The organism is Paenibacillus sp. J31P316, assembly GCF_056269105.1.
In genome coordinates, this window is the sequence record NZ_JBWDNI010000015.1 from 102954 (window position 1) to 124088 (window position 21135).

Sequence of the window (21135 nt, forward strand, 5' to 3'; positions counted from 1 at the left end):
CGCATCCACCGCCAGGGCTGCCGGCTTGAATCATAATGAAACTATCGATCAACCTACATCAATTAATCAAAATGAATTTCCGTGCCCTTCGCCGCCGATTCGTAAATCGCGCTCAGCATGCGCGTCACTTCCAGCCCGTCTTCCACGGGACTGAGCGTCTCGACGCGGCCGAGACAGCTGCCGGCGAAATGCGCGATCTCCCTGCCGAACGCCTCGTTCGCGTCGAAGCTCGCATGGTCGATTTGAGGCGTCGAGTTGACGATCGTATCGTATTTCTCGGACATGACGACGAGCGCCGGCTCGACCTCCGCGCCGCCTTTGTCGCCGTACAGCTTAATGGACAGCTCATCCTTCGCCGCATGCAGCGTGAAGCTGACGTCGACGAGCAGCGACGCGCCGTTCTCGAACCGGATGACCGCGTTTGCCGCGTCCTCTACATCGTTGCGCGACGCATCGTAGTCAGCCGCTTTATAGAAGGAGAGATTCTGGATATGCGCGCGGTTGCCGAGGTTCCGATACGTGTTTCCGCTGATGCTCTTTACCTTCGGACGACCCATCAGGTACCAGCATAGATCGATAATATGTACGCCGAGATCGATCAACGGTCCGCCGCCGGAACGGCTCGAGTCCGAGAACCAGCCGCCCGGATTGCCGAGCCGGCGAAGGCAGGAAGCTTTGGCATAATAAATCTCGCCGAGCTCGCCCGCGTCGATGAACCGCTTCAATACGTCCACGCTGCCGGCGTAACGTCTTACGAAGCCGACCTGCAGGATTTTGCCCGAACGACGCACGGCCTCCTGCACCCGCTCTGCTTCCTCGACCGTTTTGCACATCGGCTTCTCGCACAGCACATGCTTGCCGGCTTCCAGCGCCGCGATGCTGATCTCGGCATGGGTGTTATTCCACGTGCAGATGCTGACCGCGTCGATGCTCGGATCCGCCAGCAGCTCCCGATAATTCGTGTATACTTGCTCCGCGCCGTACTTGGCCGCGGCTGCCTTCGCCCGCTCCTCGTTCAAGTCGCAAATCGCCGCGATTACCGTATCCGAACATTGCTTGTACGCCTCCAAATGCAGGCCGGAAATCGACCCTGCTCCAATGACGCCGATGCGCAGCTTCTTTCCCTCTGTCGACATGATAAAAAAGCTCCCTTCCCTTTGGGCGCTATGCCCGATATAATGGCCTTGCATGACAATTATAATTAAACCTTTCTATACCTTATCATGATGATACCAAGGGGTGAATGCACATCATGCCAACCTATATGGATTATATGATCAGTCCCCTTCCGATTCGTCTCTATGACAATGTCATCGATTTGAAGAAGCTCCGGGTGCAGTCCCTCCTCCTTCGGGGCGCGGGCCATTTGCCCGGCCGCATCATGCAGCGCAAGGACGCGAAATTCGATTATTGGGCGTTCGTCTACATCGGCGCGGGACGGGGTTATTTTCAGGCGGGCGACGGCCAGCGGCAGACGGTGGAAGCCGGATCGTTGTTCTGTCTGTATCCGGGCGAGGTGTTCCAATACGGCCCGGAGGACGAGGGCTTCTGGGACGAGTATTATTTCTCGCTGGAGGGCGCAAGAATTCAGGAGTGGCTGGCGAGCTGGTACGAGCAGCCGGAGACCGTCAAGCACGTCGGGACGGAAGAAAGCTTCTTCAGCAAAATCGAGCTGATCTTCGGGCTGCTCGGAAGCGGCGTTCCGGCCAATCAGGATCGTGCCGCGCTGGCATTGGAATCGATGCTCTTCGATATGTCGCTGCGCTTCCGCCAGCCGGAAACGAGCAGCAGCAGGACGCTGTTCATCCACCAGCTGCTCGACGACCTGGGAGCCACCGTGTACGGCAAGCCCAGCGCCGGCGAAATCGCCGTCAGGCACCATATCTCCGTCCCTACCCTGCGGCGGATCGTGCATGATTACACCGGCTACCCGCTCGGCGAATTCGTTCATCGCCTGAAGATCGCGGAGGCGAAGAAGCTGCTGCTGAATACCGACAAGACGGTGATGGAAATCGCCGGACTGCTCGGCTATTCCGACATGTTCTATTTCTCTCGGCTGTTCAAGAAATTCACGGATGCCGCGCCGACGATGTACCGTTCGCAGATGGGGTAGCATTTCCAGATGAGGCAGCGGTTACGCTGGACACGGCAGGCAGGCGCAAAACCCTCCCAATTGCTCTATGCAGCCCATGGGAATCTTGATATAGTAGTATCCATGTCATTATTCCCATTATTTGTGAGGAGTGTTAGTTTGAAGAAAATCAGTGCGCTTATTCTTGCAGCCCTGCTGCTCCTGACGGCTTTCTCGGGCATGGCTTCCGCCGCAACCGCGTCGAAACCGCCCATTACCGTATGGATCGGCAGCCAGAAGATCACGTTCAACGCGCCGCCTCTGACGGCGAACGGCACCACCTATGTCGAGTTCAAAGCCTTGTTCAAGGCGCTCGGCTTCGAAGTCGCCTACGATGCGAAGAGCAAGACGATCACAGGCTCGTCGATCGGCGTCTCCCTGGTCTTGAACGCCGCGACCGGAGCCGCCTCCGTGAACGGACAAGCTTCGCCGAAGCCCGTCAAGCTGATCGTGAAGGAAGGCCGCACGCTCGTGCCGCTTCGCTACGTCGGGGAAGCGACGGGCATGAACGTGGATTGGAACGCCGCCGCCCGGAAGATCACGATCAGCGCCAAAGCGCCGTCCGCAGCCGAAGTAAAGGATCTGCAGACTTTGCTCGCGCAAATGGACAGCTTCGACTCGAACGGCGATCTGAACGGTTTCCTCTCGCTGCTCGTTCCGGACTCCCCGATCTACGAGGCGGTTAAATTGCAGGGAGCGCCGAAAGCCGGAGACCCCATCGTCCGCACGACGTCGAAACTGCTGGACATTCAGGACTTCACGCCGTACTCGGCGAACATCACGGTCAGCCAGCACGCGGCCAAAGTAAGCGGCGGCTTCTACCTGGACAACGACAGCGTCATCCAGTTGGGACTGCAGCGCGGTCAAGATAAGCAGTGGAAGGTTCGCTCGATCGGCTTGCTTCAGTTCGATTACGTGAACACGGATGACGTCCTGAGCCATGAGGCGGACGTTCCGGCGGACGATAAGGCCGCGATTCTGGCGCTGATCGACAAGCAGTCGTTGGCTTCCACCGCCGAGGATCTCGATGCTTATCGGGCGACGATCGATCCGAAGGCGCCGAATTTAGACCAATCGATGGATACGGTCAAGCAATTATTCGACGCGTACGATCTCAAATACACGACCGAGTTGTCTCGCATCGTCGATTACACGGACACCGAGGCCGTCATTTACGTCATCCAGACGATCGAGAAGGTCAAGGGTCCGGATTATCCGAACAGCCGGGTCTTCATGGCCGTAACCTTCCGCAAGACGGAAGACGGACAATGGATCGATGAAGGCACGGGCAAGCTCATTAAAGTCGAACCGCTTCTGGACAACGTCTAGGAAAGCATTTGTCACGGGGGCGCTTGGCTCCTAATCAAACAGCCCGCCCTCCGGTCTTGGAAGGGCGGGCTGTTATTCTATAGCGATGCCCCGCAAGAAGGGCAGTCGCTTCAGTCGCGTTCGACCAAATTACGCTGCAGATAATGCTCCAGCGTATTGGAAATATCGAACACCGTATGCGCAAGATCGTAATTCTCGAAGGCATGCTCGCAGCGTGTCTGGTACGCGATCGCCGTCTCGTACTGATCCATTCGGAATCGGACGAGATCGGGATCGACTCCCGCTTCCTGCTGGCGTTCCTGTACCGTCCGCCTGTCGGCGTAGATGAACAATCGGACGACCTCGTCGCCATACCGCTCCTTCAGCAGCTGAGCCCCTTCGGTGTTGAGAATGAGGAAAACGCTTCCGTTCTGCAGCAGGCTTTGTTCAATATCCATGCCGCGTACCCCGTAGTGATTGCCGTTCATGCAGATGCTCTCGATGAAGTCGCCCGCGCGGTCGAATTGTTCGTACAGCTCCGGCGATATGAAATGGTAATCCTGGCCGTTCGCTTCGCCGGGACGCGGCTTGCGGGTCGCGTACGAAATCACCTTGGCAATGCCAAGCGTGGCGCCGACGCTGTCGGCAACTGTCTTGCGTCCGGAGCCGTCCGGACCCGTAAATACGAAAATCAGCTTGCGATCCAGCTGTTCGTTCATCGTCTCAGCCTCCTGAAATCGGTCGATTGGCGATCGTCATTCTGCGAGTCTGATATTCGTCGGCATTCTTCGTATCCCAGCACTGTTTATAGCAATTATACCGCATGTCACGAAATGCCAGCAATATCCAAACCTTGCACGGCTTGACTATTTCGAAACGATCGGATATATTTTATAAAAACATATGTTCGCGGTTCACTTGCGTCGGAAGCACCCGTAAGTAAAGGCTCATCATGCCTTTCTTGCGGGTTTTTTGCGTTTTCCGGCGGTGATCCGCGGCAAAGGAGGACATTTGTCTATGTTAAAGTCTATGAGGTTGACTGCGTTTTCATCCATGCTGCTTGCTTGGCTTGCCTTCCTGCTGCTCGTTCCGAACACGGCTGCCGCAGCTTCGGTCTCGCTCTCTCAGACCGCGCAGTCCGCGCTCGGCAAGCACATCGCAGCCGCTCCGGCGGCCTTGAAGGACAAGCTGAACGCGCAGACGGTCAGCCTTCAAGCCGTACAACGGCAGGAGACGAGCCTTGATGACCGTTACGGCACGCTGCACGCGAACAACGCCAAAGCGCTCGATGCCGTGAACCAGCGCATCAAGCTCATCGACGCGGACAAGCTGAGTCGGATGGCCAACGATCTGAGCGCGCTGCGCAATAAGTACCAGCCGCTCTTCACGCTCTATACCACGGTCAATAAGCAGATTGCCGATGCTCGGGCCTTTAAACTGAAGGAATTGACGGCCATTCTGAAACGGCAGGCGGATATGCTCAAGCCGGCCGTGCAGCTGGCGCGGGCGGACATCCGGATCCGGGAGGACGCGCTCTCGGCGGCTAAGGCGGCGACAGCCAAGACGGTTAAGTCGCTCAAGACCATCCTGGCGGCCATCACGCCCATCCATGCGCAATCCAAGGTCGCGTTTGCCTCCGTATCCGGGACGAAGAAGACCATCCCCGGCGTCGTCAAGACGCTGAACGCCTGCGTGAAGAGCGGTTCGCACGCGGGAACGCTGCAATCTCTCTCTTCGCTTGTCACGCTGTCGAGGAGCATCATCGATCAGAAAACCCGCGTCATCGAGCATGAGAACAAGATCACGGCCATCATTAACCAAGTCAGCGCACAGATTCCGACCCGGTAACGACGAGCTCCGCTGCCCCTGCCATCGTCAGAAGCCTGACATGTGCGGAAGAATGCCCGAATAGTTTAGGAAGAGAGCCTTTTCGCGGGATTCATAAGACAGGCATATGGGAGGGAGCAGGCGATGCAGATTCATGTCGTGCAGGCGGGACAGTCGCTCTACCGGATCTCGCAGGCTTACGGCGTTCCGATAGACGCGATTACGGCAGCCAATGAAATATTGCCGAGCCAAACGCTGGTGATCGGACAGGCGCTTGTCATCCCCATCGTGGGCCAATATTATTACGTGGCGTCCGGTGATACATTGACAGCGATCGCCGCCAAATTCGGCACGACCGCAGCCAGGCTCGCTTCCGTCAACGGAATCGATTTGAACGCTCCGCTGAACGTAGGAACAAGGCTGTATATACCGCCGATGCCGAAGCGGCGCGCTTACGTGAACGCGTATATCGCTCCGAGCGGCACGGCGGTGTCGCCCGCGCTGACCGAGGCTGCCAGGCAGGCGGCTCCGCATCTGACGTACCTGGCTCCGTCCAGCTTCCGCATTCAGCGCGACGGCACGCTTGCGCTGCCGCCGCTCGGCGATTTGGGCAGCATTGCGGCGAAGCAGCGGACAGCGATGATGTTGACCGTTACCAACCTCGAGGGCGATCAGTTCAGCTCCGATTTGGGCCATCTCATTCTGAGCGATGCCGCCCTGCAGGATAAGCTGATCGCGAACATCTTGAAGACGGCGAAGGATTTGAATTACAAGGATGTCCATTTCGATCTGGAGCATCTGCTGCCATCGGACCGGGAGCCTTACAATCGATTCTTGCGCAAGGCGGTCATCCCCATTCATGCCGCCGGTCTCTCGATGTCGACCGCCCTTGCGCCCAAGACCAGCGCGACCCAAGAAGGGGCTTGGTACTCCGCGCATGACTACAAGGCGCATGGCGCGATCGCGGATTTCGTCATCATCATGACGTACGAGTGGGGCTACAGCGGCGGACCGCCGATGCCCGTCTCCCCGATCGGTCCCGTCCGTACCGTGCTGGAATATGCGCTCACTGAAATGCCGGCCGGCAAAATCATGATGGGCCAGAACTTGTACGGCTACGACTGGACTTTGCCCTATGTACCTGGCGGCGCCTATGCCAAGGCGCTCAGTCCCCAGGCGGCTATCGCGCTGGCGAGACAGCGGAACGCCGAGATTCTCTACGACGCGACGGCTCAAGCGCCGCACTTCACGTATTGGGACGACAACCGCAAGGAACACCGGGTCTGGTTCGAGGATGCAAGGTCGATTCAAGCCAAGTTCAACTTGATGAAGCAGCTGCGCTTGCGCGGGATCAGCTATTGGAAGCTAGGGCTCAGCTTTCCGCAGAATTGGCTGCTGTTGGAGGATAACTTCGATATCGTGAAGCTGCTTTAAAGACGGAAACACAAAGGGCGGCCGACATTTCTGTCAGCCGCCTGTAATCATGAATAGGCCATTATTCCTTGACCGTCGTTCTCTTCGGAAATATCATGAAAGCCATCCAACCCGTTGCTCGTTAACCTTCGTATTCCCTATTTGAGTTCGTTCAAACGATCTTCGAGACGATTCCACGTCTGGGTGATGCCCTCCAGCATGCCCATGTCCATCACTGTCTTGAGGTTCTCCGCCGACGCATAGATCGCACGGTTGACCAGCTTCGTCCTGCCGCCCAGATCGATGAACGTCAACGTAATATCGGTCGAGGGCATCGTCTCGTTGACGTTGCCTTCGGCATCCGAGAAATAGTCGGTGTAGACGATTTTCTCCGGTTCGACGATTTCCTCGTATACGCCTTTACCCCAAGATTCCATGCCATAGAAATGTCCTTGGTTCTCATCGACGCACTTCATGCAGTAATGCCACACGCCGCCCGGCCTGAAATCGACATGGCAGACCGGAATCTCCCAGCCTTTGGGGCCCCACCAATGCTTCAAATGCTCAGCCTCTTTAAACATCTTGAACACGAGCTCCCGCGGTGCCTCGAAGACACGCTCCAGCACCAGTACCCGTTCGCCCTCTACCCTCGAAATCATTGCGTTTGACATTTCCATTCCTCCTAATTTAAATTTCATGATTTGGCTTGTTTTGCAGCTCCCGCAAGTAACCCTCCAAATTGTCGAATCTGTCTTCCATGACGTGTCGGAACGACTTCAACCAAGCATCCAGCGCTTGAAAAGGCTCGGGACGGAGCTTGTAGATCCGACGGTTGGCTTCGGCCTTCACGTCCAATATCCCGTTATCGCTAAGCACCTTCAAATGCTTCGAGGCTTGGGGCTGGCGAAGCCCTAACCGTTCGGCGATTTCCCCCACGGTCAGCGGGCCGTCGCGCAGGAGCTCGACGATCAGAACGCGATTCGGATCAGCCAATGCACTCAGCGTCGTCAAGTCTATACCCGGATTGTCCGCTGTCATGTCATTCACCCCGTTAAGTGATGGTCTCCCGGTATACGTTCATCTCCCTCCTCACGCGAGTCATCTTGTTGTTGATATGAATATACATTGAATTGAATATTCCTGTCAAGGAATATTCTTATTGAGGAATATACATAAAATGGTTCAGGCAGCTGCGCAGATACCTGCCAAGTTCGTGCGTAGATTCATTTGCCCCAGTCAGGCAGCATCGCATCCATCGATTCCGGGCCGTCTTAGGTCGTAGTCCTTCCCCGCCTTAAGGCTGGATTTCAGAACCGCCGCTGGACGGTTTCGGCGACGTCCCTCTCCCTTTACACTAAGGATATCGAGTAAACAACAGACGCAGCGACACATACGAGCCGACGGATATGAAGATTAATCCCATACAAACGATGATGAGGAGAGGATTACAATGAAAAAACTTTACCGCTCTACTTTGGACCGCAAATTGACAGGCCTTGCCGGCGGGATTGGCCAACGTTTCGGTATCGACCCTACGATTATCCGTCTGATCCTTCTTATTTCCGGCGTGTTCAGCCTAGGCACGACGCTGCTCTTGTACATCGTCGCCAGCGTGCTGGTACCGAAAGCGCCGTTTGAAGTACTGACGCCCGATCAACCGTTCCATTACTACGGCTAACCGTCGTCCAGTCTCGCACAATATCAACACTCAACTATAGGAGATGAAGCAAATGGGAATTCTGAACCGCTTGTTTAACATTACGCAGGCTGCGGCCAACGAGCTGCTGGATAAGCTGGAAGATCCGGCGATGATGATGAATCAATACGTCCGCGGCATGCAGGAAGAAATCACGAACGCGCAGCATGAGCTGCTGAAGCAGGAAGCGCTCGCGAAAGGCTTGCAGCAGCAGGCGAACGAAGCATCTATCCTGGCGGAGCAAAGCGAGGCCAAAGCGCTGGAAGCGATGAGAGCCGGCCATGAAGCCCATGCTCGCGAAGCATTGACGGCGAAGCTGCACTACGAAGAGAAAGCGAAGGAATACGGCGCGTGGAGCGACAATGCGAAGCGCCAAATCGCAGAACTCACGCTCCGTCTGGAGACGGCCAAGGCCGAGCTGCCGCAGCTGATCAAGAAACGGGATGAGCTCATCCAGCGCATGCAGCAAGCGGCGGCGCAATCCCGTACGGCGATGCCAAGCTTCAGCAAGGGAAGCTCGATTCTGGAGGGCGGCAATGCCTCCCGCGGATTCCAGCGCATGGAAGAGAAAATCGCGCAATGGGAAGCCGGCATCCAAGCCTCCCGCAGCCCTTACTCTCCGTATGGATACAACGGTTCTTATGGCAGCGCGCCGAACGCGTCCAAGGGCTCGCTCGTCGACGAACAGCTGGAGCAGCTGCGCAAGAAACTGCCGACCGACGAACAGTAACCGTCCTCGGCGGACCGGAATCGAACGAGCATCCGACGCGAGCGCTTTGACGGGATTGGGATTTGGGAATTGGAATTAGGAATTGGGATCAAACAGCAAAAAGCTGCCTCTTGGGCAGCTTTTTGCTGTTTTCGCCACGTCCACCGCTCGCGCTACAAAAACATACCGTCCCGATAAGCGCTGAGGGTACTCCCCATACTCTTCTTGAACATCTTGCCGAAGGCATGAACGTCCGCGTACCCGACGTGGGCGGCGATTTCCCCGACGGTCATCGGCGTATGGAAGGCCAGCTCCAGCGCCTTCTGCAGCCGTGCCCAACGCACGTATTGAAACGGCGTCATGCCCGTCGCGTCCTTGAACAGCCGAATGACGTAATTCGGCGAGAAGCCGGTCAGCTTCTCCAGGTCCTCGAGACGCAGCGGCTCCCGGTAGTTCTCCAACAGATGGTTCTTGATTTGCAGCACCGCTCCGGCATTGCCCTTGCGCTCATGGTTACCGGCTTCTCCTTCGGCGTCGAGCCGTGAGAGCTCAGCCAGAATGCCCAGCAGCTCGGCCTGGCACTCCATAATGGATGCCAAGCCGGGCTGATGCTTGAAGGCAACGAGCCTGCGCAGACGCCGGTGAACGGGCAGCTCCGCAACCCCGGCGAATAGCGCGGTCCTTTTCAGAAAAGCCATCGGCGGCTCCTGCGCGTCACCGAAGTGGAAGGATACCGAGATGCAGGCGAACGGCGATGCCGGACGCTTCCACGACGAATGCGGCACATGCGGAGGAATGTAGAGGAAATCGCCCTGCTTGACGTCGTAGACATGCGCTTCGACCTGAATGCTGCCCTCACCCTCCGTCATGTAATGAAACTGATGATATTTCAGAATCCGTTCGGGCATGTACCAGCTCTCGCTTGCGACGAATTGATGCGCCAGCACGACATGCGGCGGGAAATAACCATCCTGCCTCAGCTCCGATTCGACCGCGGCTTCATTCATTCCTGCTATCATAGAACCGGCAAATGCTTCGTCAGGTCCGACCAATCGGCTTCCAACGACAGTACCTGCTCCAGGTTCTTCAGCCGCTCGGGGCCGGCGCTCTCGCGCATGGCTTTGCCATAGTAATGATCGCGCGAATAATGATAATGCATCAGGCACTGCGACTGCAGCTCGCTCAGCCCCTGCTCGCCTTGGAACCGCTCCGAGGCGTTGATGGTAAACATCCGCCGGTACCCGCTTCCGCCCCATGACGCGTGGAAGGTTTCGTGCTTGAACACGAGCACGTCCCCGGGAACGACGTCGAGCGCAACCGCCGGCACTTCGCTGCCGGAGATCTCCCATGCCTGCCGGCTCTGCTGCACCTTGCCCAACACGTCCTCGGCGAACCGGTCCCCGAACCGATGACTGCCTGGAATGACCCGCAGCGCGCCGTTGTCCGCGGTGAGCGGATCGAGGTAGAAAGCGATCTTGATATGCTGGCGGCTCTGCTCCCTGCCGTCCGGATGCCAGGGCGTGTCGCCGGAATAATAATTGCCGTCGCTGCCCATATAGTTGTAATCGCTGCCAAGAAGGCTGGTCAAAATATCGCGGATCGCGGGATGATCCAGCAGACCGCTCAGCTTCTCCCGTTGGTCGATGAACGGCACGATCATCGTGCGTTTGCTTCCGTCGTGCTTTTGCTTCGGAAACATGGGAAACACCTGCTCGAATTCATCTTGAATCCAGCCGATGTCCTCCTTCAGCAGCGCAGGGAATTTAATGAATCCGAACGTGTTGAAGAAATCGATTTGTTTGGCATCCATGGTGTGCATTCCATCCTCTCTCCAGCTTGGGAATACACCCATTATACCGCGGGAGACCGATCGCTACAGCAGCCAGGCCATGCGTTATGGGGTTCAAAATCACACAAAAAAGCGATACCCGCGCACATGGAGCCAACCAGCCTCGCATTACGCAAAAAGCCCGGTTTCCTCGTTCATCATTGAACGGGAAACCGGGCTTTGGCGAGGCGCGCGTCTGCTATTACACCAAGAAGAACCCTTCTTCGTGCAAATACTGCTCCGCTTCCTCATACGTTTCGAGCACCATCTCAAGGTTAGGCCCTGCATACACGTACCACAGATCATCCTCGTGCTTCAAGGTCAGCGTCTGTTTATCGGCGCCGTGCCATACCGATGCATTGCCATTTCCTTTGCCGCCTGCTCCGCCGGAAGACGCCTTTTTTGAAGCGGCAACCGGCTCCGGCTCGCGGACGGACAACAAACGGATGGAATTCGCCACGAGCTCTCGCAGCGCCGCCTCATCGTAATCGCGAATATTCACGAATCCCTTGTCATCCGTATCGTAACCGCTTAGGGTGCCGGCATAGACGAATCCATTGCCGTTGGGATGCAGGTGGAAGGCAACGTTCTTCTTATCGTACAGACTGTCCTCGTACTGATAATTGACGCGGCCAAGCGACACGTCCTTCCGGCTAAGCTCGGGAAAGGACTCCAAAATCGCAAGCTTCTGATCGAAACTGAGCATAATCGCCTCCGGATATCGGTAATAGAATTGCCTGTGATTATACCATAGCCACATGCATAAGACCAAAATCCCACGTATCCGTTTGCAAAACTTGGGGCGTGGGTAAAACATACGCGCTTCCTCTTCCGGATATGACCGAAGTTTGGCAGAAGTTCATGAACAATTGATAGCGCTGCCATTTCGTGCGCATGATGGATACCCGCGCAAGCGCCAGGGCACGGCTGAGTGTAATTCGCGCCTGCGGGGTAATATATAAGCGATGCATTGGCACGGTTATCCAATGAACTGATGCAGAAAGGCGGTATAACCATGAAGAAGAAAAACAGGGACGGCTACGACGAAATGTACAACGAGACCTCGAACACCGCGGCTGGCATCAATACGCCGAAGGACCACGAGTGCTTCGGACCCACCGATATGTTCAGCGATGCGGTCGGCGAAATCGTCGATAAGGTCCAGCATACATTTGACGGCCATGAACGCAGCGACGCGACGGACGAACTGGACGAGGCGGAAGAACCCGACCATCCAGACGATTCGACGGATCTGCAGCAGCGTTACGACCGGCATTCCTATTAATACGCAGCAAACCGCCCTCCGCTTCAAGCTTTTTGGCTTGCGGAGGGCGGTTTGTTGTGCGTTGTTAAGAAGATACCGCGTTCAGCGAGAGCGCTTCGGCCGCACGATTGATATCGGCGATCAGATCCTGCGGACTCTCGAGCCCGACATACAGGCGGACGATGCAGCCGTCTTCCGACCGATCGCTTACCGAATTGACGGTCACGAGGCTTTCGAACCCGCCCCAGCTGACGCCGATCTTGAAATACTTCAGCTGATCGGCCCAAGCTTTCATCGTCTGCAGCGGCGCATCCGCGACGAACGAGAAGAGGCTGCTGCTGCCGGACATTTGGCTGACGGCCAAGTCATGCTGCGGATGGGACGGCAGGCCGGGATGATTGACGCGGCGAACGAACGGCAGCGTACGGATATATTCCGCGACGGCAAGGCCGCTCGATTCGTGGCGCTCCATGCGAAGCGGCAGCGTGCGCAGCCCCTTGGACACCAGCGCAGCGGTTTGCGGCGTCATGATCGCTCCAAGCAGCATGTATTCCGAGTTGCCGATCCGTTCGACCAGCTCGCGAGAGCCAAGGATGACGCCGCCGACGCAGTCGCTGTGGCCGCCGATGTATTTGGTAATGGAATGCACGACGAGATCGACGCCGAGCGCCAGCGGGCTCTGGTACAAAGGCGTCGCCCATGTGCCGTCGATGATCGTCCGGGCGCCGATGCTCCGCGCGAATGCCGCGCACGCTTGCAAGTCCTGCAGCTCGAAATACATCGTCGTCGGGCTTTCCAGGTAGATCAGCTTCGTGTTGGGACGAGTCGCTTCGCGAATGTTATCGATGAAACGGCCGTCGACGAAGGTCGTTTCCACGCCGAATCGCGTCATATAGACGGAGAGCAGCTCCCTCGTCGGACCGTACGCTTGATCGACGCAGACGATATGATCGCCATGCCCGACGCTGGACAGGATGGCCGCGGAGATCGCGCCCATGCCGGAGGCGAAGCACTTGGCCTCTTCGGCGCCTTCCAGCTCCGCCAGCTTCCGCTCCAAATACGAGACCGTCGGATTATTGCCCCGGGAATAAATATGGTTGTGCATCAAATCGGTAAACGCATTCTCGAAGGCTTCGTACGTCTCGAACGCGAACAGGCTGTTCTGATAAAGCGGCACATGGATCGCGCCGTGATGCCTGGTGTCCACTGGATCGTACGCGGTTTGGGTAAACCGCTCCTCGAGCGGTACTTTGCCGTTCTGTTGATTCTTGTTGTTTGGCTGGCTCATCCTTTTTCTGCTCCTTGCGTCAATCCTTCTACGATGAAGCGCTGCGCGATCGCGAAGATGAAAATGGTCGGAATGATGGACAGCACCGCTCCTGCCGACATCGCGCCCCAGTCTACGTCGAATTTCAGGATGAATGAATTCATGGCAACGGGCAGCGTCTTCATCGACTCGTCATCGATGAACATGACGGCAAGGAACAGCTCGTTCCAGTTCTGCACGAAGGCGAAAATGAACGTCGACGCAATGCCCGGCAGCATGACGGGAATGATGACCCGCAGCAGCGCCGACCAGCGCGAGCAGCCGTCGATCATTGCCGCTTCCTCTAAACTGCCCGGGATCCGTTGGAAGAATCCGCGGAGCATGATCGTCGAGAACGGAATGAGCCCGACGGTATACATCAGAACGAGCGAGTAGCGCGTATTCAACAGATCCATATGGCTCATCATCAGATAGAGGGGCGCAAGCGAGATGAAGCCCGGCAGCATCTGAGTCAGGAAGAACGCCAGCATGACCTGCCCGTGACCGCGGAACTTGTAACGCGCGAGTACATAAGCGCTAAGCACCGAAATAATGATGACGACGAATGCCGCCGCGATGGCCACGATCAAGCTGTTGCCGATGTAAATATGGAATTTCGAGATTTTGAAAATATTCACGTAGTTGTCCATGGTGAACTGCTTCGGCCAGTAACGCAGCGGGAAGGTGAAGATGTCCTTCTGCGGCTTCAGCGACGTGATGACGATCCAATAAAGCGGGAACACCATAACGATCAGGTAGATGGCCAAAAACAATACTTTGAACCCCGTTCCTAAACGCTGCTTCATTAGAAGTCACCCACTTTCTCCGCCTTGGTGACGGTCAGGAAGAAAATCGTGTACAGCAGAAGCAGGGCGATCATGATAACGCCGATTGCCGAAGCTGCCCCGTAATCGCCGGCATAGATGATTTTATCCAGCATCAGGGAAGACAGGATATGCGTGCTGCCGGCCGGACCGCCGTTCGTCAATCCATAGATGAGACTCGGATCGTTGAAAATCCAGATCGCCCGCAGCAGCGTAGTAGCGATGATCGTTGGCAGAATATAAGGAAGCGTCACGTTCCACAGCTTGCGAAGACCCGTCGCCCCGTCCATGTCGGCTGCTTCGTACAGATCCGCCGGCACCGATTGCAGTGCCGCGAGCAGCATGATCGCGAAGAACGCGATGCCGTACCAGACATTGGCCACGATAACGGAGATCATCGCCCACTTCGGATTCGACAGAAAGCCGATCCGTTCGTCGATGAGGCCGACGCGCAGCAGAAGATCGTTGATGACGCCGATTTGCGAATTGAACATCCACTTCCAGATCATCCCGATCAGGAAGCCCGATAAAGCCCAAGAATAGAAAGCGAAGCCTTGGAAAATCCCTCTGCCTCTGAATGGTTTTCTCAGGAGCAGCGCCAGCGCGAGACCGAAGACGAATTGGAGGATAAGCGAGCAAAATACCCAGTAACCGCTGTTTTTCAGCGCGGTGAAAAATTTCGGATCCTTGAAAGCCGCCTTGAAGTTATCGAAGCCGACAAAATGGACATTGCGAAGATCGAACAGCTTGTAATCCTGAAAAGCCATGATGATGCCCTTCAGAAAGGGATAATACGTAAACGCCAGAATTAGCGCCAAGGCGGGGAGCAACCCCGATAGAATAAAAACCTTCTTGTTGTTCATACATGCACCGCCTTGCTTCTTGAATGGAGTAAGGGCGGCCAGCGCCGCCCTCCTTGTTCATTGACTCGCGTTTACTACTTCTGTTCCGCTTTTTGCTTTTCCCAGAATTCGGACCATTTCTTCAGGGTGTCGTCCAAGGATGTTTGGCCGAGCAGCAACGATTGACCGGACTCCTGCACCAGCTGGCCCCATTGTCCGTTGCCCGGATATTGGAACGGCGGTTTGAAGTTCACGAAATGCGCCGTATCGTTGGTCATGTCAAGCAGCGTCTTGTACGGACCGGATTTGAAGAATTCGTCTTCCGTAGCGGACGTATGGATCGGAATGAGACCGAATTTCTTCGAGAATTCGGTGTTCTCGGCAGGGCTCGAGAGGAACGAGATCAGCTTCCAAGCTTCGTCTTTGTGCTTGGAATCCGAAGGGATCGCCCAGCCCGCGCCGCCGGCTGCCAGCAGCGCTTTGCCGCCAGGACCTGCTTGCAGCGGAGCCGTCGCCCATGTGCCTTCGGCCATTTTCTCCGTCAGCGATTGGATAACGTCAGGATCCTGCAGCAGCATGCCCGTTACGCCGGACGTGAACGCTTGTACTTGCTCTTGGAAGCCCCAGTTAACGGAATCCGGAGGGGAAGCGTCTTTGTACAGCTTGAGGTACAGCTCCATCGCTTGTTTTCCTTCAGGCGTGGAATAGATGCTCTTGCCGTCCTTCGTGAACATCGAATCTTCCAGGTTGACGTTGTCGCCGTTGTAAGCAAGCGCGATCGCGTCTGTCGTGCCGTTGGAGCCCGATGCGCCGCGGAAGGAGAAGCCGAAACGGTTCTTGGACGGATCCGTCAATTTCTTCGCCGTTTCATAGAGTTCTTCCCATGTTTTCGGAGGCGTCAAGCCCAGTTCCTTGAACCAGTCCGCCCGATAGAACAGCTGGCGCTCGTAGAGGCCGTTCGGTATGAAATACAGCTTGTCTCCGATGGAGCCGAGCGATTTCGCGATTGCGCTGACCGAAGCATAGTCCGACCAGGAGTCGGCAAACGTATTCAGTGGGTCGATAAACCCGTTATTTACATATTCGGAGACGTTCAAGTCGCGTGCTTCGATGACGTCCAGGTCTTCTTTGGCCCCGAGCATCGTACGAATCTTATTGTCTGCTTGGTCGAAAGGGGGCGAAATCAGGTCCACCTTAATGTTCGGGTTAGCAGCTTCAAACTTGTCAATGGAAGCCTTAAGCAGTTCTGTCCGTCCTGGACTGGTCAAGCTTTCGATCATTCGAAGCGTCACTTTTTCGCCGCCGCCGGTACTTTCGTTTGTCGAGTCGTTCTTGCTGCTGCCGCAGCCCGCCAGTAATCCGGCAGTCAGCGCACCGCATAACACCAAAGCCGAAACCTTCTTGCGCGTTGTCATATTTCTTTCCCCCTGTCTGGATGTATCATACAGTCATCCTGTCTGATAGGTTGATTATATTGAAAGCGCTATCGACTGTCAATATAAAAAACGCCGCTTCTAGACGCTTTTAATTTTGGCTTCGATACAGTCCATCATCTTGTAAAACTCTTCCATGGCATTCTCCGTATCATGCGCTTTGATGGCATCGAACATCGTGATGTGAAACGGATACGTCTCGTCGAACAGCTGCTTGTTGCCCAGCGGATCGTTAAAGAACTTCTCGTACAGTCCGGCGAAAGAATCCATGACCGTCTCGAGTACCGGATTGCCCGCCGCCTTCATGATTAACTGATGAAACGCCAGATCGATCTTCGACGTGTCTTTGCCGGCTTCCTTCAGCTTGCGATATTCCTCCAGACAGACTTCGATCTCCGCGATCTGCTTGTCGTTGATCCGTTTGGACGCCAGCCGGATGACCTGTCCTTCGATTGCTCTTCGCACTTCGAGCGTATGCAGGAGAAAGTTGCGCTCTTGCTCGATCTTAACTTTTCCCATAAAGCGATACGTATTCACGTCACCGACGAAAATTCCCTTGCCATTCTCTACCTGTATGATATCCATCGCTTCAAGATAGCGCAGCGCTTCCCGCAGGGAAGACCGGCCGACGCCGAACATCTGCGTCATTTCTTCGACCGAAGGCAGCTTGTCGCCCTCGGACAATGCTTTCTCTTGAATATAGTTCTGAATTGCCTGCGAGACTTGCTCATGAACCAAAATCTTTTGAATTTTCCCCATGGGTAAACACGTTCCTCCTTACCTATCAACCTATCTGATAGGTTTATAGTGTATGCCAGTCATTTCCCAAAGTCAACGAGCCTCAAGCGCCTAAAAAAGGGAAGTATTCCTTTATAAGGAAAACTTCCCTTTGCACGTCTCTGCGATCTCCTCTGCTCCATGCGCCCGCTTGAGTAGTTCATGCCGCGCAGCTCGCGTTAGCCCGCGTTAGCCCGCGTTAGCCCGCGTTAGCCTGCGTTAGCGTGCGTCTCTCCCTATTTCGAAGGAATCATATTGACGGAAGCTCCTTTGCCGCTTACCTGAATGCCCGTTTCCTTGCTTCCCCGGCCCTTGAGGTCGGCCGCGAACCGTTCAAGCAGCGCCTTCGCCTGCTGGCTCTCCTTGCTCTGCGCCCGCACCGTCAGCAAGGTGGCGTGGCCGGACTCCAGCAGCTTCTCGATCTGCCTCAGCTTCGTGTCGTAGTCATGCTCCTCGATGTGCGGCGTGAGCCGGATTTCCTTGGACTTGAGCGGCTGCCCTTTGCGCTTCTCGTCCTGTTTCTGCGCGTTCATTTCCTGTTTGGCAGCGCCGCGGGCGACCAGCCGGCATGGCGGCGGACTGCTCATCAGGGACGTGCAGACTAGCGAAACCTTATGTTCTCTTGCCATACGCAAAGCTTCTTCTCTCGATACTATGCCTAAATCTTCGCCATCAAGTCCCGTTAGCAAAACCTCTGACGCTTTGATTTGTTCATCCATTATCAACATGGACTTGCCTCCCGTTCACCCATCGTCATTGTCCGTCCGCGAGCACGTACACTTGCATTTTATTACGTCTGCCTCCTTTTGAGAAGCACCGCCGATTCTCCCTATCGCGCAAGGAAGAACCGGCAATGGATTCGAGCCGGATGCCGAAGCGACGCGGGCAGAAGCGGCCGTCTTGATGCTGCGACTGCTGCAGTCGACGACCGCATCTTCATGACGAATAGGAAGAAGCCTTCGCTTGCATTCGACGCGGAGGCTTCTTCTTATTCCTATGCTAACCGGCTCAGATCGCCTCGCGCTCCGGAGCCTCGTCGCGGGCTGACTCGCCGACCTGACGCTCCAGCAGCGCCAACTGCTCGAGCAGCATAATACCGCTTAGCTGCGTGCTCAGCGTCACGCGCTCTGCAGGCGCGGAGCCCCAACTCGTGTTGAAGACGCAGCGCTCCGGGTCGCGTCCCTGCGTCCACAACGCCGAGGCATTGAGCGCGAGCAGCGTGATTGCATCGGCACCGGAGGCGGCGCTCGTACCGGCAACGGCGACCGTATCGCCTGACTCGGCACGGGCCAACTCGCCGAGATAACGAACGAGGATTCCCTTGAACAGACCGCCGTCGCCATCTCCCTCGTCCTGCAGGAGGCCGTTCTCCGGATCGGTCAGTTCGGCCGCAGTTATAGCCGCGGTCCGCTTCGCGTCAGCCAGGTAGCCGCGGTCGCCCGTCAAGCGAAACAGCTCCACGCCCGCGCCGATATAGACACCTTGGCAGTACGTGAACTTCCAGTCCTTGTCGATGGAGCCGTCGCCGGTCCGGTTCATGCCGTCCCAGACGAAGCCGGTATCGGGATTAACGAGATGAGCCTTCATCCAGCCGTAAATGCGCTGCGCCCAAGCCAGGTCCTCCGGATCTCCGAATGCCCTATGGAGCCGCGCGGCCAGTATGGCCGCCGGCGCGTTGGCCGGCGTGTTCTTGTAATCCAGCTGCGATTTCTGCCAGGCGATGCCACCGCCCATATGGTCGTTCCAGCCCGTTTGAATGTCCGCCCACAGCAGCAGCGCGGTCGTTTTGTACGTCTCGACGCCAAGCGCCTCATAGGCGCGCAGCCAAGCGATCGCCATCCATTCCATGTCATCGTACAGCTCGTTCGGGAACGCCCCGCCGTTGCGGACAAGCAGTCCTTCGTGAAGGTCAGCCAACGTCTCCGCATACCGCGGATCCTGCGTCCGCTCATAGCCGTCGACGAGCGCGTCTACGGCATGCGCCATCCACCAATAATGAAAAATCGTATTGCACGCCCCGTCCGGACAAGGGATCTCGATGTCATACAGCCGGATGGACGGATTCCAGTACAGATTCGCCAATGCCCGCTGCCCTTCTTCCGCGCGACTTGCCCACATCATGGCCGTCACTCTCCTATGTATAATAAATGTAAATTAATGCAAGTTTATCCATCCCCACTTTCAATCACATTTTATTGGCATCCATATAGTATGTCAATATAAAACATATAACATTTATATTAATTGTTATAACATTCAATTGTTGAATGCAAACAAAAAGACCTCCGGAGCGAATCTGTCGGAGGTCTTGCTTCTGATCTGAAGTCTTGCTTCTGCTTTGCGGCCTTGCTTCTGCTTTGCGGTCTTGCTTCTGCTTCGCGGTCTAGCTCCGCCACAATCGCCTTAGCGCCGCTTCATCGGCCCCGTCGAATCGCCGACGATCAAAGTCGCTTCCAGCAGCGTCTTGCTCGGAAGCGAATGGCCTTCGCGGAGCTTCAATACGTTCTCGAAGGCAAGCTTGCCCATGCCTTGCTGGTCTTGCTTCAAGTGCGTAAGCGAGAAGGGTCCATCGTGTTCCGGACTGTCGAAGCAAAGGATCGAGAGATCTTCCGGAACGGACAAGCCCAGCTCGCTTGCTGCGCGGAAGGCCAGCTGCGCGATATCATATTCAGTTGCGAAGAGCGCCGTAATTTGCGGATACTTCGTCAGATGCTCCTTGATCTTGGCGATGTCCCGCTTCCTGTTCTCGTCCGCGTTGGCCTGCGGCAGCGAAGAAGCGATGTTCTCGAGCCACAGCTCGCGCTCCACCTTGATGCCCTGCTCCGCGTGGGCCTGGATGAAGCCTTCGATACGCTCCTCGATCGCGGTCGTGTCTACCGGCGGCGTCAGGAAGCCGATCGACTGATGCCCGAGCTCGAACAAATAATTCGTTCCTTGCTTTGCGGCACCCACGTTATCCGTGCTGATGGACCCCGCTGCCACGCCCTTCAAATGCCGATCGATGAGGATGAACGGGAACTTCGCAATGACGAGCTTCAGAATCTCCGCATTGAAGTACTCTCCCTGCGCCGGAAAAATAATAAGCCCGTCGACGCCCAGCTCCAGCAGTCCTTGAATCGCTTCCGCTTCGTTGGCGGGGTTGCCGAACGAGCGGCGAAGCACCAGGTAGGAGTCGCTGAGACGGGATGCTTCCTCCATCCCATAGATCAAGGCCGTACCGTAGCTGTCGGCAAAATCCGTAATGACCAGGCCGATCAGCAGCTTGCCGTCCAAGCTCCGAGGTTGATGGCGAACCGAGTGCGCGCCGACGTCCGCATTGGCTGCCGGCTTCGCGGCCGCGTCCGCCACGAAGGATCCCCGCCCGGGCTGGCGGATAATATAGCCTTCATTCGCCAGCAGCTCCAGCGCCTTCTTGCTCGTGATGCGGCTGACCCCATGCTCGTCGCCAAGTTCCTTCTCCGAGGGGACGCGGTCGCCTACCTCGTATTTCCGCTCGATGATCTCGTCTCGAAGCGCTTCGAATATCCGTTCGTACATCGGCTTCGCTAGGGACTCGTTCGTCATGACTACCTCCAATCATTCAGGCCAGCTTCAGCCTTTACGGTCTTCCTTACGTCCAATTTGAATTTATACTAATATATCATGATATATTCGATTGTCCAAGCCAAATGACGGAAGAGGCTGTTAAAAGCGGTTTGAGGGATGAGAAAAACGGTAAGAAGGGTGGAAGATACGGTACGGTGAATATGGGGGCGGTTCTGAGGCATCAAAAAAAGA

22 protein-coding genes are annotated in these 21135 nt (G+C 56.1%); 7 read left to right on the forward strand and 15 right to left on the reverse strand.

Translation table 11 applies throughout. From position 1 onward, the window contains the following. Positions 1 to 62: 62 nt before the first annotated feature. Positions 63 to 1136: a Gfo/Idh/MocA family protein gene (locus AC0YNU_RS26700; RefSeq protein WP_475761950.1), complete on the reverse strand. Its 1074-nt coding sequence runs from the start codon at positions 1134 to 1136 to the stop codon at positions 63 to 65. Between the two features lie 116 nt (positions 1137 to 1252). On the opposite strand from AC0YNU_RS26700, the gene AC0YNU_RS26705 reads away from it, so the two are divergent. Together AC0YNU_RS26705 and AC0YNU_RS26710 are read left to right on the forward strand one after the other, a co-directional pair. Then, positions 1253 to 2113: a helix-turn-helix domain-containing protein gene (locus AC0YNU_RS26705; RefSeq protein ID WP_475761952.1), complete on the forward strand. Its 861-nt coding sequence runs from the start codon at positions 1253 to 1255 to the stop codon at positions 2111 to 2113. A gap of 138 nt (positions 2114 to 2251) precedes the next feature. Further along, a complete protein-coding gene (locus AC0YNU_RS26710; protein ID WP_475761954.1) occupies positions 2252 to 3460 on the forward strand; it encodes a stalk domain-containing protein in 1209 nt (402 codons plus the stop codon). Positions 3461 to 3570: 110 nt separating this feature from the next. Here the strand turns inward: AC0YNU_RS26710 and AC0YNU_RS26715 are convergent, their stop codons facing one another. Further along, positions 3571 to 4158 (reverse strand): guanylate kinase, encoded by a 588-nt coding sequence (locus AC0YNU_RS26715; RefSeq protein ID WP_475761956.1) that lies wholly within the window; start codon positions 4156 to 4158, stop codon positions 3571 to 3573. 298 nt (positions 4159 to 4456) lie between these two features. Between AC0YNU_RS26715 and AC0YNU_RS26720 the strand changes: the two genes are divergently transcribed. Together AC0YNU_RS26720 and AC0YNU_RS26725 are read left to right on the forward strand one after the other, a co-directional pair. Further along, on the forward strand, positions 4457 to 5287 hold the full coding sequence (locus AC0YNU_RS26720; protein WP_475761958.1) for a hypothetical protein: 831 nt from the start codon (positions 4457 to 4459) through the stop codon (positions 5285 to 5287). A gap of 123 nt (positions 5288 to 5410) precedes the next feature. Further along, on the forward strand, positions 5411 to 6700 hold the full coding sequence (locus AC0YNU_RS26725) for a LysM peptidoglycan-binding domain-containing protein (RefSeq protein WP_475761960.1): 1290 nt from the start codon (positions 5411 to 5413) through the stop codon (positions 6698 to 6700). Between the two features lie 137 nt (positions 6701 to 6837). Here AC0YNU_RS26725 and AC0YNU_RS26730 read toward each other — a convergent pair whose 3' ends face one another. Both AC0YNU_RS26730 and AC0YNU_RS26735 read right to left on the reverse strand, forming a co-directional pair. Beyond that, on the reverse strand, positions 6838 to 7350 hold the full coding sequence (locus AC0YNU_RS26730; RefSeq protein ID WP_475761962.1) for an SRPBCC domain-containing protein: 513 nt from the start codon (positions 7348 to 7350) through the stop codon (positions 6838 to 6840). A gap of 16 nt (positions 7351 to 7366) precedes the next feature. Then, positions 7367 to 7717 (reverse strand): ArsR/SmtB family transcription factor, encoded by a 351-nt coding sequence (locus AC0YNU_RS26735; protein WP_475761964.1) that lies wholly within the window; start codon positions 7715 to 7717, stop codon positions 7367 to 7369. A gap of 412 nt (positions 7718 to 8129) precedes the next feature. On the opposite strand from AC0YNU_RS26735, the gene AC0YNU_RS26740 reads away from it, so the two are divergent. After that, entirely contained in the window at positions 8130 to 8357 is a 228-nt protein-coding gene (locus AC0YNU_RS26740) for a PspC domain-containing protein (RefSeq protein WP_475761966.1), read from the forward strand. A gap of 52 nt (positions 8358 to 8409) precedes the next feature. After that, positions 8410 to 9105, forward strand: coding sequence for a PspA/IM30 family protein (locus tag AC0YNU_RS26745; protein ID WP_475761968.1), 696 nt, complete (start codon positions 8410 to 8412; stop codon positions 9103 to 9105). Between the two features lie 152 nt (positions 9106 to 9257). Here the strand turns inward: AC0YNU_RS26745 and AC0YNU_RS26750 are convergent, their stop codons facing one another. The 3 genes from AC0YNU_RS26750 to AC0YNU_RS26760 all read right to left on the reverse strand — a co-directional run bounded on the left by AC0YNU_RS26750 (position 9258) and on the right by AC0YNU_RS26760 (position 11618). Then, a complete protein-coding gene (locus AC0YNU_RS26750) occupies positions 9258 to 10091 on the reverse strand; it encodes a helix-turn-helix transcriptional regulator (protein WP_475761970.1) in 834 nt (277 codons plus the stop codon). Positions 10092 to 10099: 8 nt separating this feature from the next. Continuing rightward, positions 10100 to 10894 (reverse strand): phytanoyl-CoA dioxygenase family protein, encoded by a 795-nt coding sequence (locus AC0YNU_RS26755; protein ID WP_475761972.1) that lies wholly within the window; start codon positions 10892 to 10894, stop codon positions 10100 to 10102. Between the two features lie 220 nt (positions 10895 to 11114). Continuing rightward, on the reverse strand, positions 11115 to 11618 hold the full coding sequence (locus AC0YNU_RS26760; protein ID WP_475761974.1) for a hypothetical protein: 504 nt from the start codon (positions 11616 to 11618) through the stop codon (positions 11115 to 11117). A 309-nt stretch (positions 11619 to 11927) separates the two neighbouring features. On the opposite strand from AC0YNU_RS26760, the gene AC0YNU_RS26765 reads away from it, so the two are divergent. Further along, positions 11928 to 12197 carry a hypothetical protein gene (locus AC0YNU_RS26765; RefSeq protein WP_475761976.1) on the forward strand — a complete coding sequence of 90 codons (270 nt, stop codon included), beginning with the start codon at positions 11928 to 11930 and terminating at the stop codon, positions 12195 to 12197. A 64-nt stretch (positions 12198 to 12261) separates the two neighbouring features. Here AC0YNU_RS26765 and AC0YNU_RS26770 read toward each other — a convergent pair whose 3' ends face one another. The 8 genes from AC0YNU_RS26770 to AC0YNU_RS26805 form a co-directional block, all read right to left on the reverse strand. Then, positions 12262 to 13464, reverse strand: a complete 1203-nt coding sequence (locus AC0YNU_RS26770; RefSeq protein WP_475761978.1) for a trans-sulfuration enzyme family protein — start codon at positions 13462 to 13464, stop codon at positions 12262 to 12264. Beyond that, positions 13461 to 14288 (reverse strand): carbohydrate ABC transporter permease, encoded by an 828-nt coding sequence (locus AC0YNU_RS26775; protein WP_475761980.1) that lies wholly within the window; start codon positions 14286 to 14288, stop codon positions 13461 to 13463. Before AC0YNU_RS26775 ends, AC0YNU_RS26770 begins: the two co-directional genes overlap by 4 nt. Next, on the reverse strand, positions 14288 to 15169 hold the full coding sequence (locus tag AC0YNU_RS26780; protein WP_475761982.1) for a carbohydrate ABC transporter permease: 882 nt from the start codon (positions 15167 to 15169) through the stop codon (positions 14288 to 14290). The genes AC0YNU_RS26775 and AC0YNU_RS26780 overlap by 1 nt, the downstream gene beginning before the upstream one ends. 74 nt (positions 15170 to 15243) lie before the next feature. Beyond that, on the reverse strand, positions 15244 to 16563 hold the full coding sequence (locus AC0YNU_RS26785; protein ID WP_475761984.1) for an ABC transporter substrate-binding protein: 1320 nt from the start codon (positions 16561 to 16563) through the stop codon (positions 15244 to 15246). A gap of 99 nt (positions 16564 to 16662) precedes the next feature. Beyond that, the gene (locus AC0YNU_RS26790) at positions 16663 to 17340 is read right to left on the reverse strand and encodes a FadR/GntR family transcriptional regulator (protein ID WP_475761986.1); all 678 of its coding nucleotides are present in this window, start codon (positions 17338 to 17340) and stop codon (positions 16663 to 16665) included. Between the two features lie 254 nt (positions 17341 to 17594). Further along, positions 17595 to 18086: a translation initiation factor IF-3 gene (gene infC, locus AC0YNU_RS26795; protein WP_475761988.1), complete on the reverse strand. Its 492-nt coding sequence runs from the start codon at positions 18084 to 18086 to the stop codon at positions 17595 to 17597. A 280-nt stretch (positions 18087 to 18366) separates the two neighbouring features. Then, entirely contained in the window at positions 18367 to 19479 is a 1113-nt protein-coding gene (locus AC0YNU_RS26800) for a glycoside hydrolase family 76 protein (protein WP_475761990.1), read from the reverse strand. Positions 19480 to 19761: 282 nt separating this feature from the next. Next, positions 19762 to 20922, reverse strand: a complete 1161-nt coding sequence (locus AC0YNU_RS26805) for a GntR family transcriptional regulator (RefSeq protein ID WP_475761992.1) — start codon at positions 20920 to 20922, stop codon at positions 19762 to 19764. Positions 20923 to 21135 lie beyond the last annotated feature (213 nt).

Bases quoted from the DNA above. Each gene is read 5' to 3' on its own strand.
- AC0YNU_RS26790 (WP_475761986.1), bottom strand. From the start codon at position 17,340: ATGGGGAAAATTCAAAAGATTTTGGTTCATGAGCAAGTCTCGCAGGCA.
- AC0YNU_RS26755 (WP_475761972.1), bottom strand. From the start codon at position 10,894: ATGGATGCCAAACAAATCGATTTCTTCAACACGTTCGGATTCATTAAA.
- AC0YNU_RS26745 (WP_475761968.1), top strand. From the start codon at position 8,410: ATGGGAATTCTGAACCGCTTGTTTAACATTACGCAGGCTGCGGCCAAC.
- AC0YNU_RS26740 (WP_475761966.1), top strand. From the start codon at position 8,130: ATGAAAAAACTTTACCGCTCTACTTTGGACCGCAAATTGACAGGCCTT.
- AC0YNU_RS26700 (WP_475761950.1), bottom strand. From the start codon at position 1,136: ATGTCGACAGAGGGAAAGAAGCTGCGCATCGGCGTCATTGGAGCAGGG.
- AC0YNU_RS26730 (WP_475761962.1), bottom strand. From the start codon at position 7,350: ATGTCAAACGCAATGATTTCGAGGGTAGAGGGCGAACGGGTACTGGTG.
- AC0YNU_RS26785 (WP_475761984.1), bottom strand. From the start codon at position 16,563: ATGACAACGCGCAAGAAGGTTTCGGCTTTGGTGTTATGCGGTGCGCTG.
- AC0YNU_RS26775 (WP_475761980.1), bottom strand. From the start codon at position 14,288: ATGAAGCAGCGTTTAGGAACGGGGTTCAAAGTATTGTTTTTGGCCATC.
- AC0YNU_RS26770 (WP_475761978.1), bottom strand. From the start codon at position 13,464: ATGAGCCAGCCAAACAACAAGAATCAACAGAACGGCAAAGTACCGCTC.
- AC0YNU_RS26800 (WP_475761990.1), bottom strand. From the start codon at position 19,479: ATGATGTGGGCAAGTCGCGCGGAAGAAGGGCAGCGGGCATTGGCGAAT.
- AC0YNU_RS26760 (WP_475761974.1), bottom strand. From the start codon at position 11,618: ATGCTCAGTTTCGATCAGAAGCTTGCGATTTTGGAGTCCTTTCCCGAG.
- AC0YNU_RS26780 (WP_475761982.1), bottom strand. From the start codon at position 15,169: ATGAACAACAAGAAGGTTTTTATTCTATCGGGGTTGCTCCCCGCCTTG.
- infC (WP_475761988.1), bottom strand. From the start codon at position 18,086: ATGTTGATAATGGATGAACAAATCAAAGCGTCAGAGGTTTTGCTAACG.
- AC0YNU_RS26705 (WP_475761952.1), top strand. From the start codon at position 1,253: ATGCCAACCTATATGGATTATATGATCAGTCCCCTTCCGATTCGTCTC.
- AC0YNU_RS26805 (WP_475761992.1), bottom strand. From the start codon at position 20,922: ATGACGAACGAGTCCCTAGCGAAGCCGATGTACGAACGGATATTCGAA.
- AC0YNU_RS26715 (WP_475761956.1), bottom strand. From the start codon at position 4,158: ATGAACGAACAGCTGGATCGCAAGCTGATTTTCGTATTTACGGGTCCG.
- AC0YNU_RS26725 (WP_475761960.1), top strand. From the start codon at position 5,411: ATGCAGATTCATGTCGTGCAGGCGGGACAGTCGCTCTACCGGATCTCG.
- AC0YNU_RS26735 (WP_475761964.1), bottom strand. From the start codon at position 7,717: ATGACAGCGGACAATCCGGGTATAGACTTGACGACGCTGAGTGCATTG.
- AC0YNU_RS26750 (WP_475761970.1), bottom strand. From the start codon at position 10,091: ATGAATGAAGCCGCGGTCGAATCGGAGCTGAGGCAGGATGGTTATTTC.
- AC0YNU_RS26720 (WP_475761958.1), top strand. From the start codon at position 4,457: ATGTTAAAGTCTATGAGGTTGACTGCGTTTTCATCCATGCTGCTTGCT.
- AC0YNU_RS26765 (WP_475761976.1), top strand. From the start codon at position 11,928: ATGAAGAAGAAAAACAGGGACGGCTACGACGAAATGTACAACGAGACC.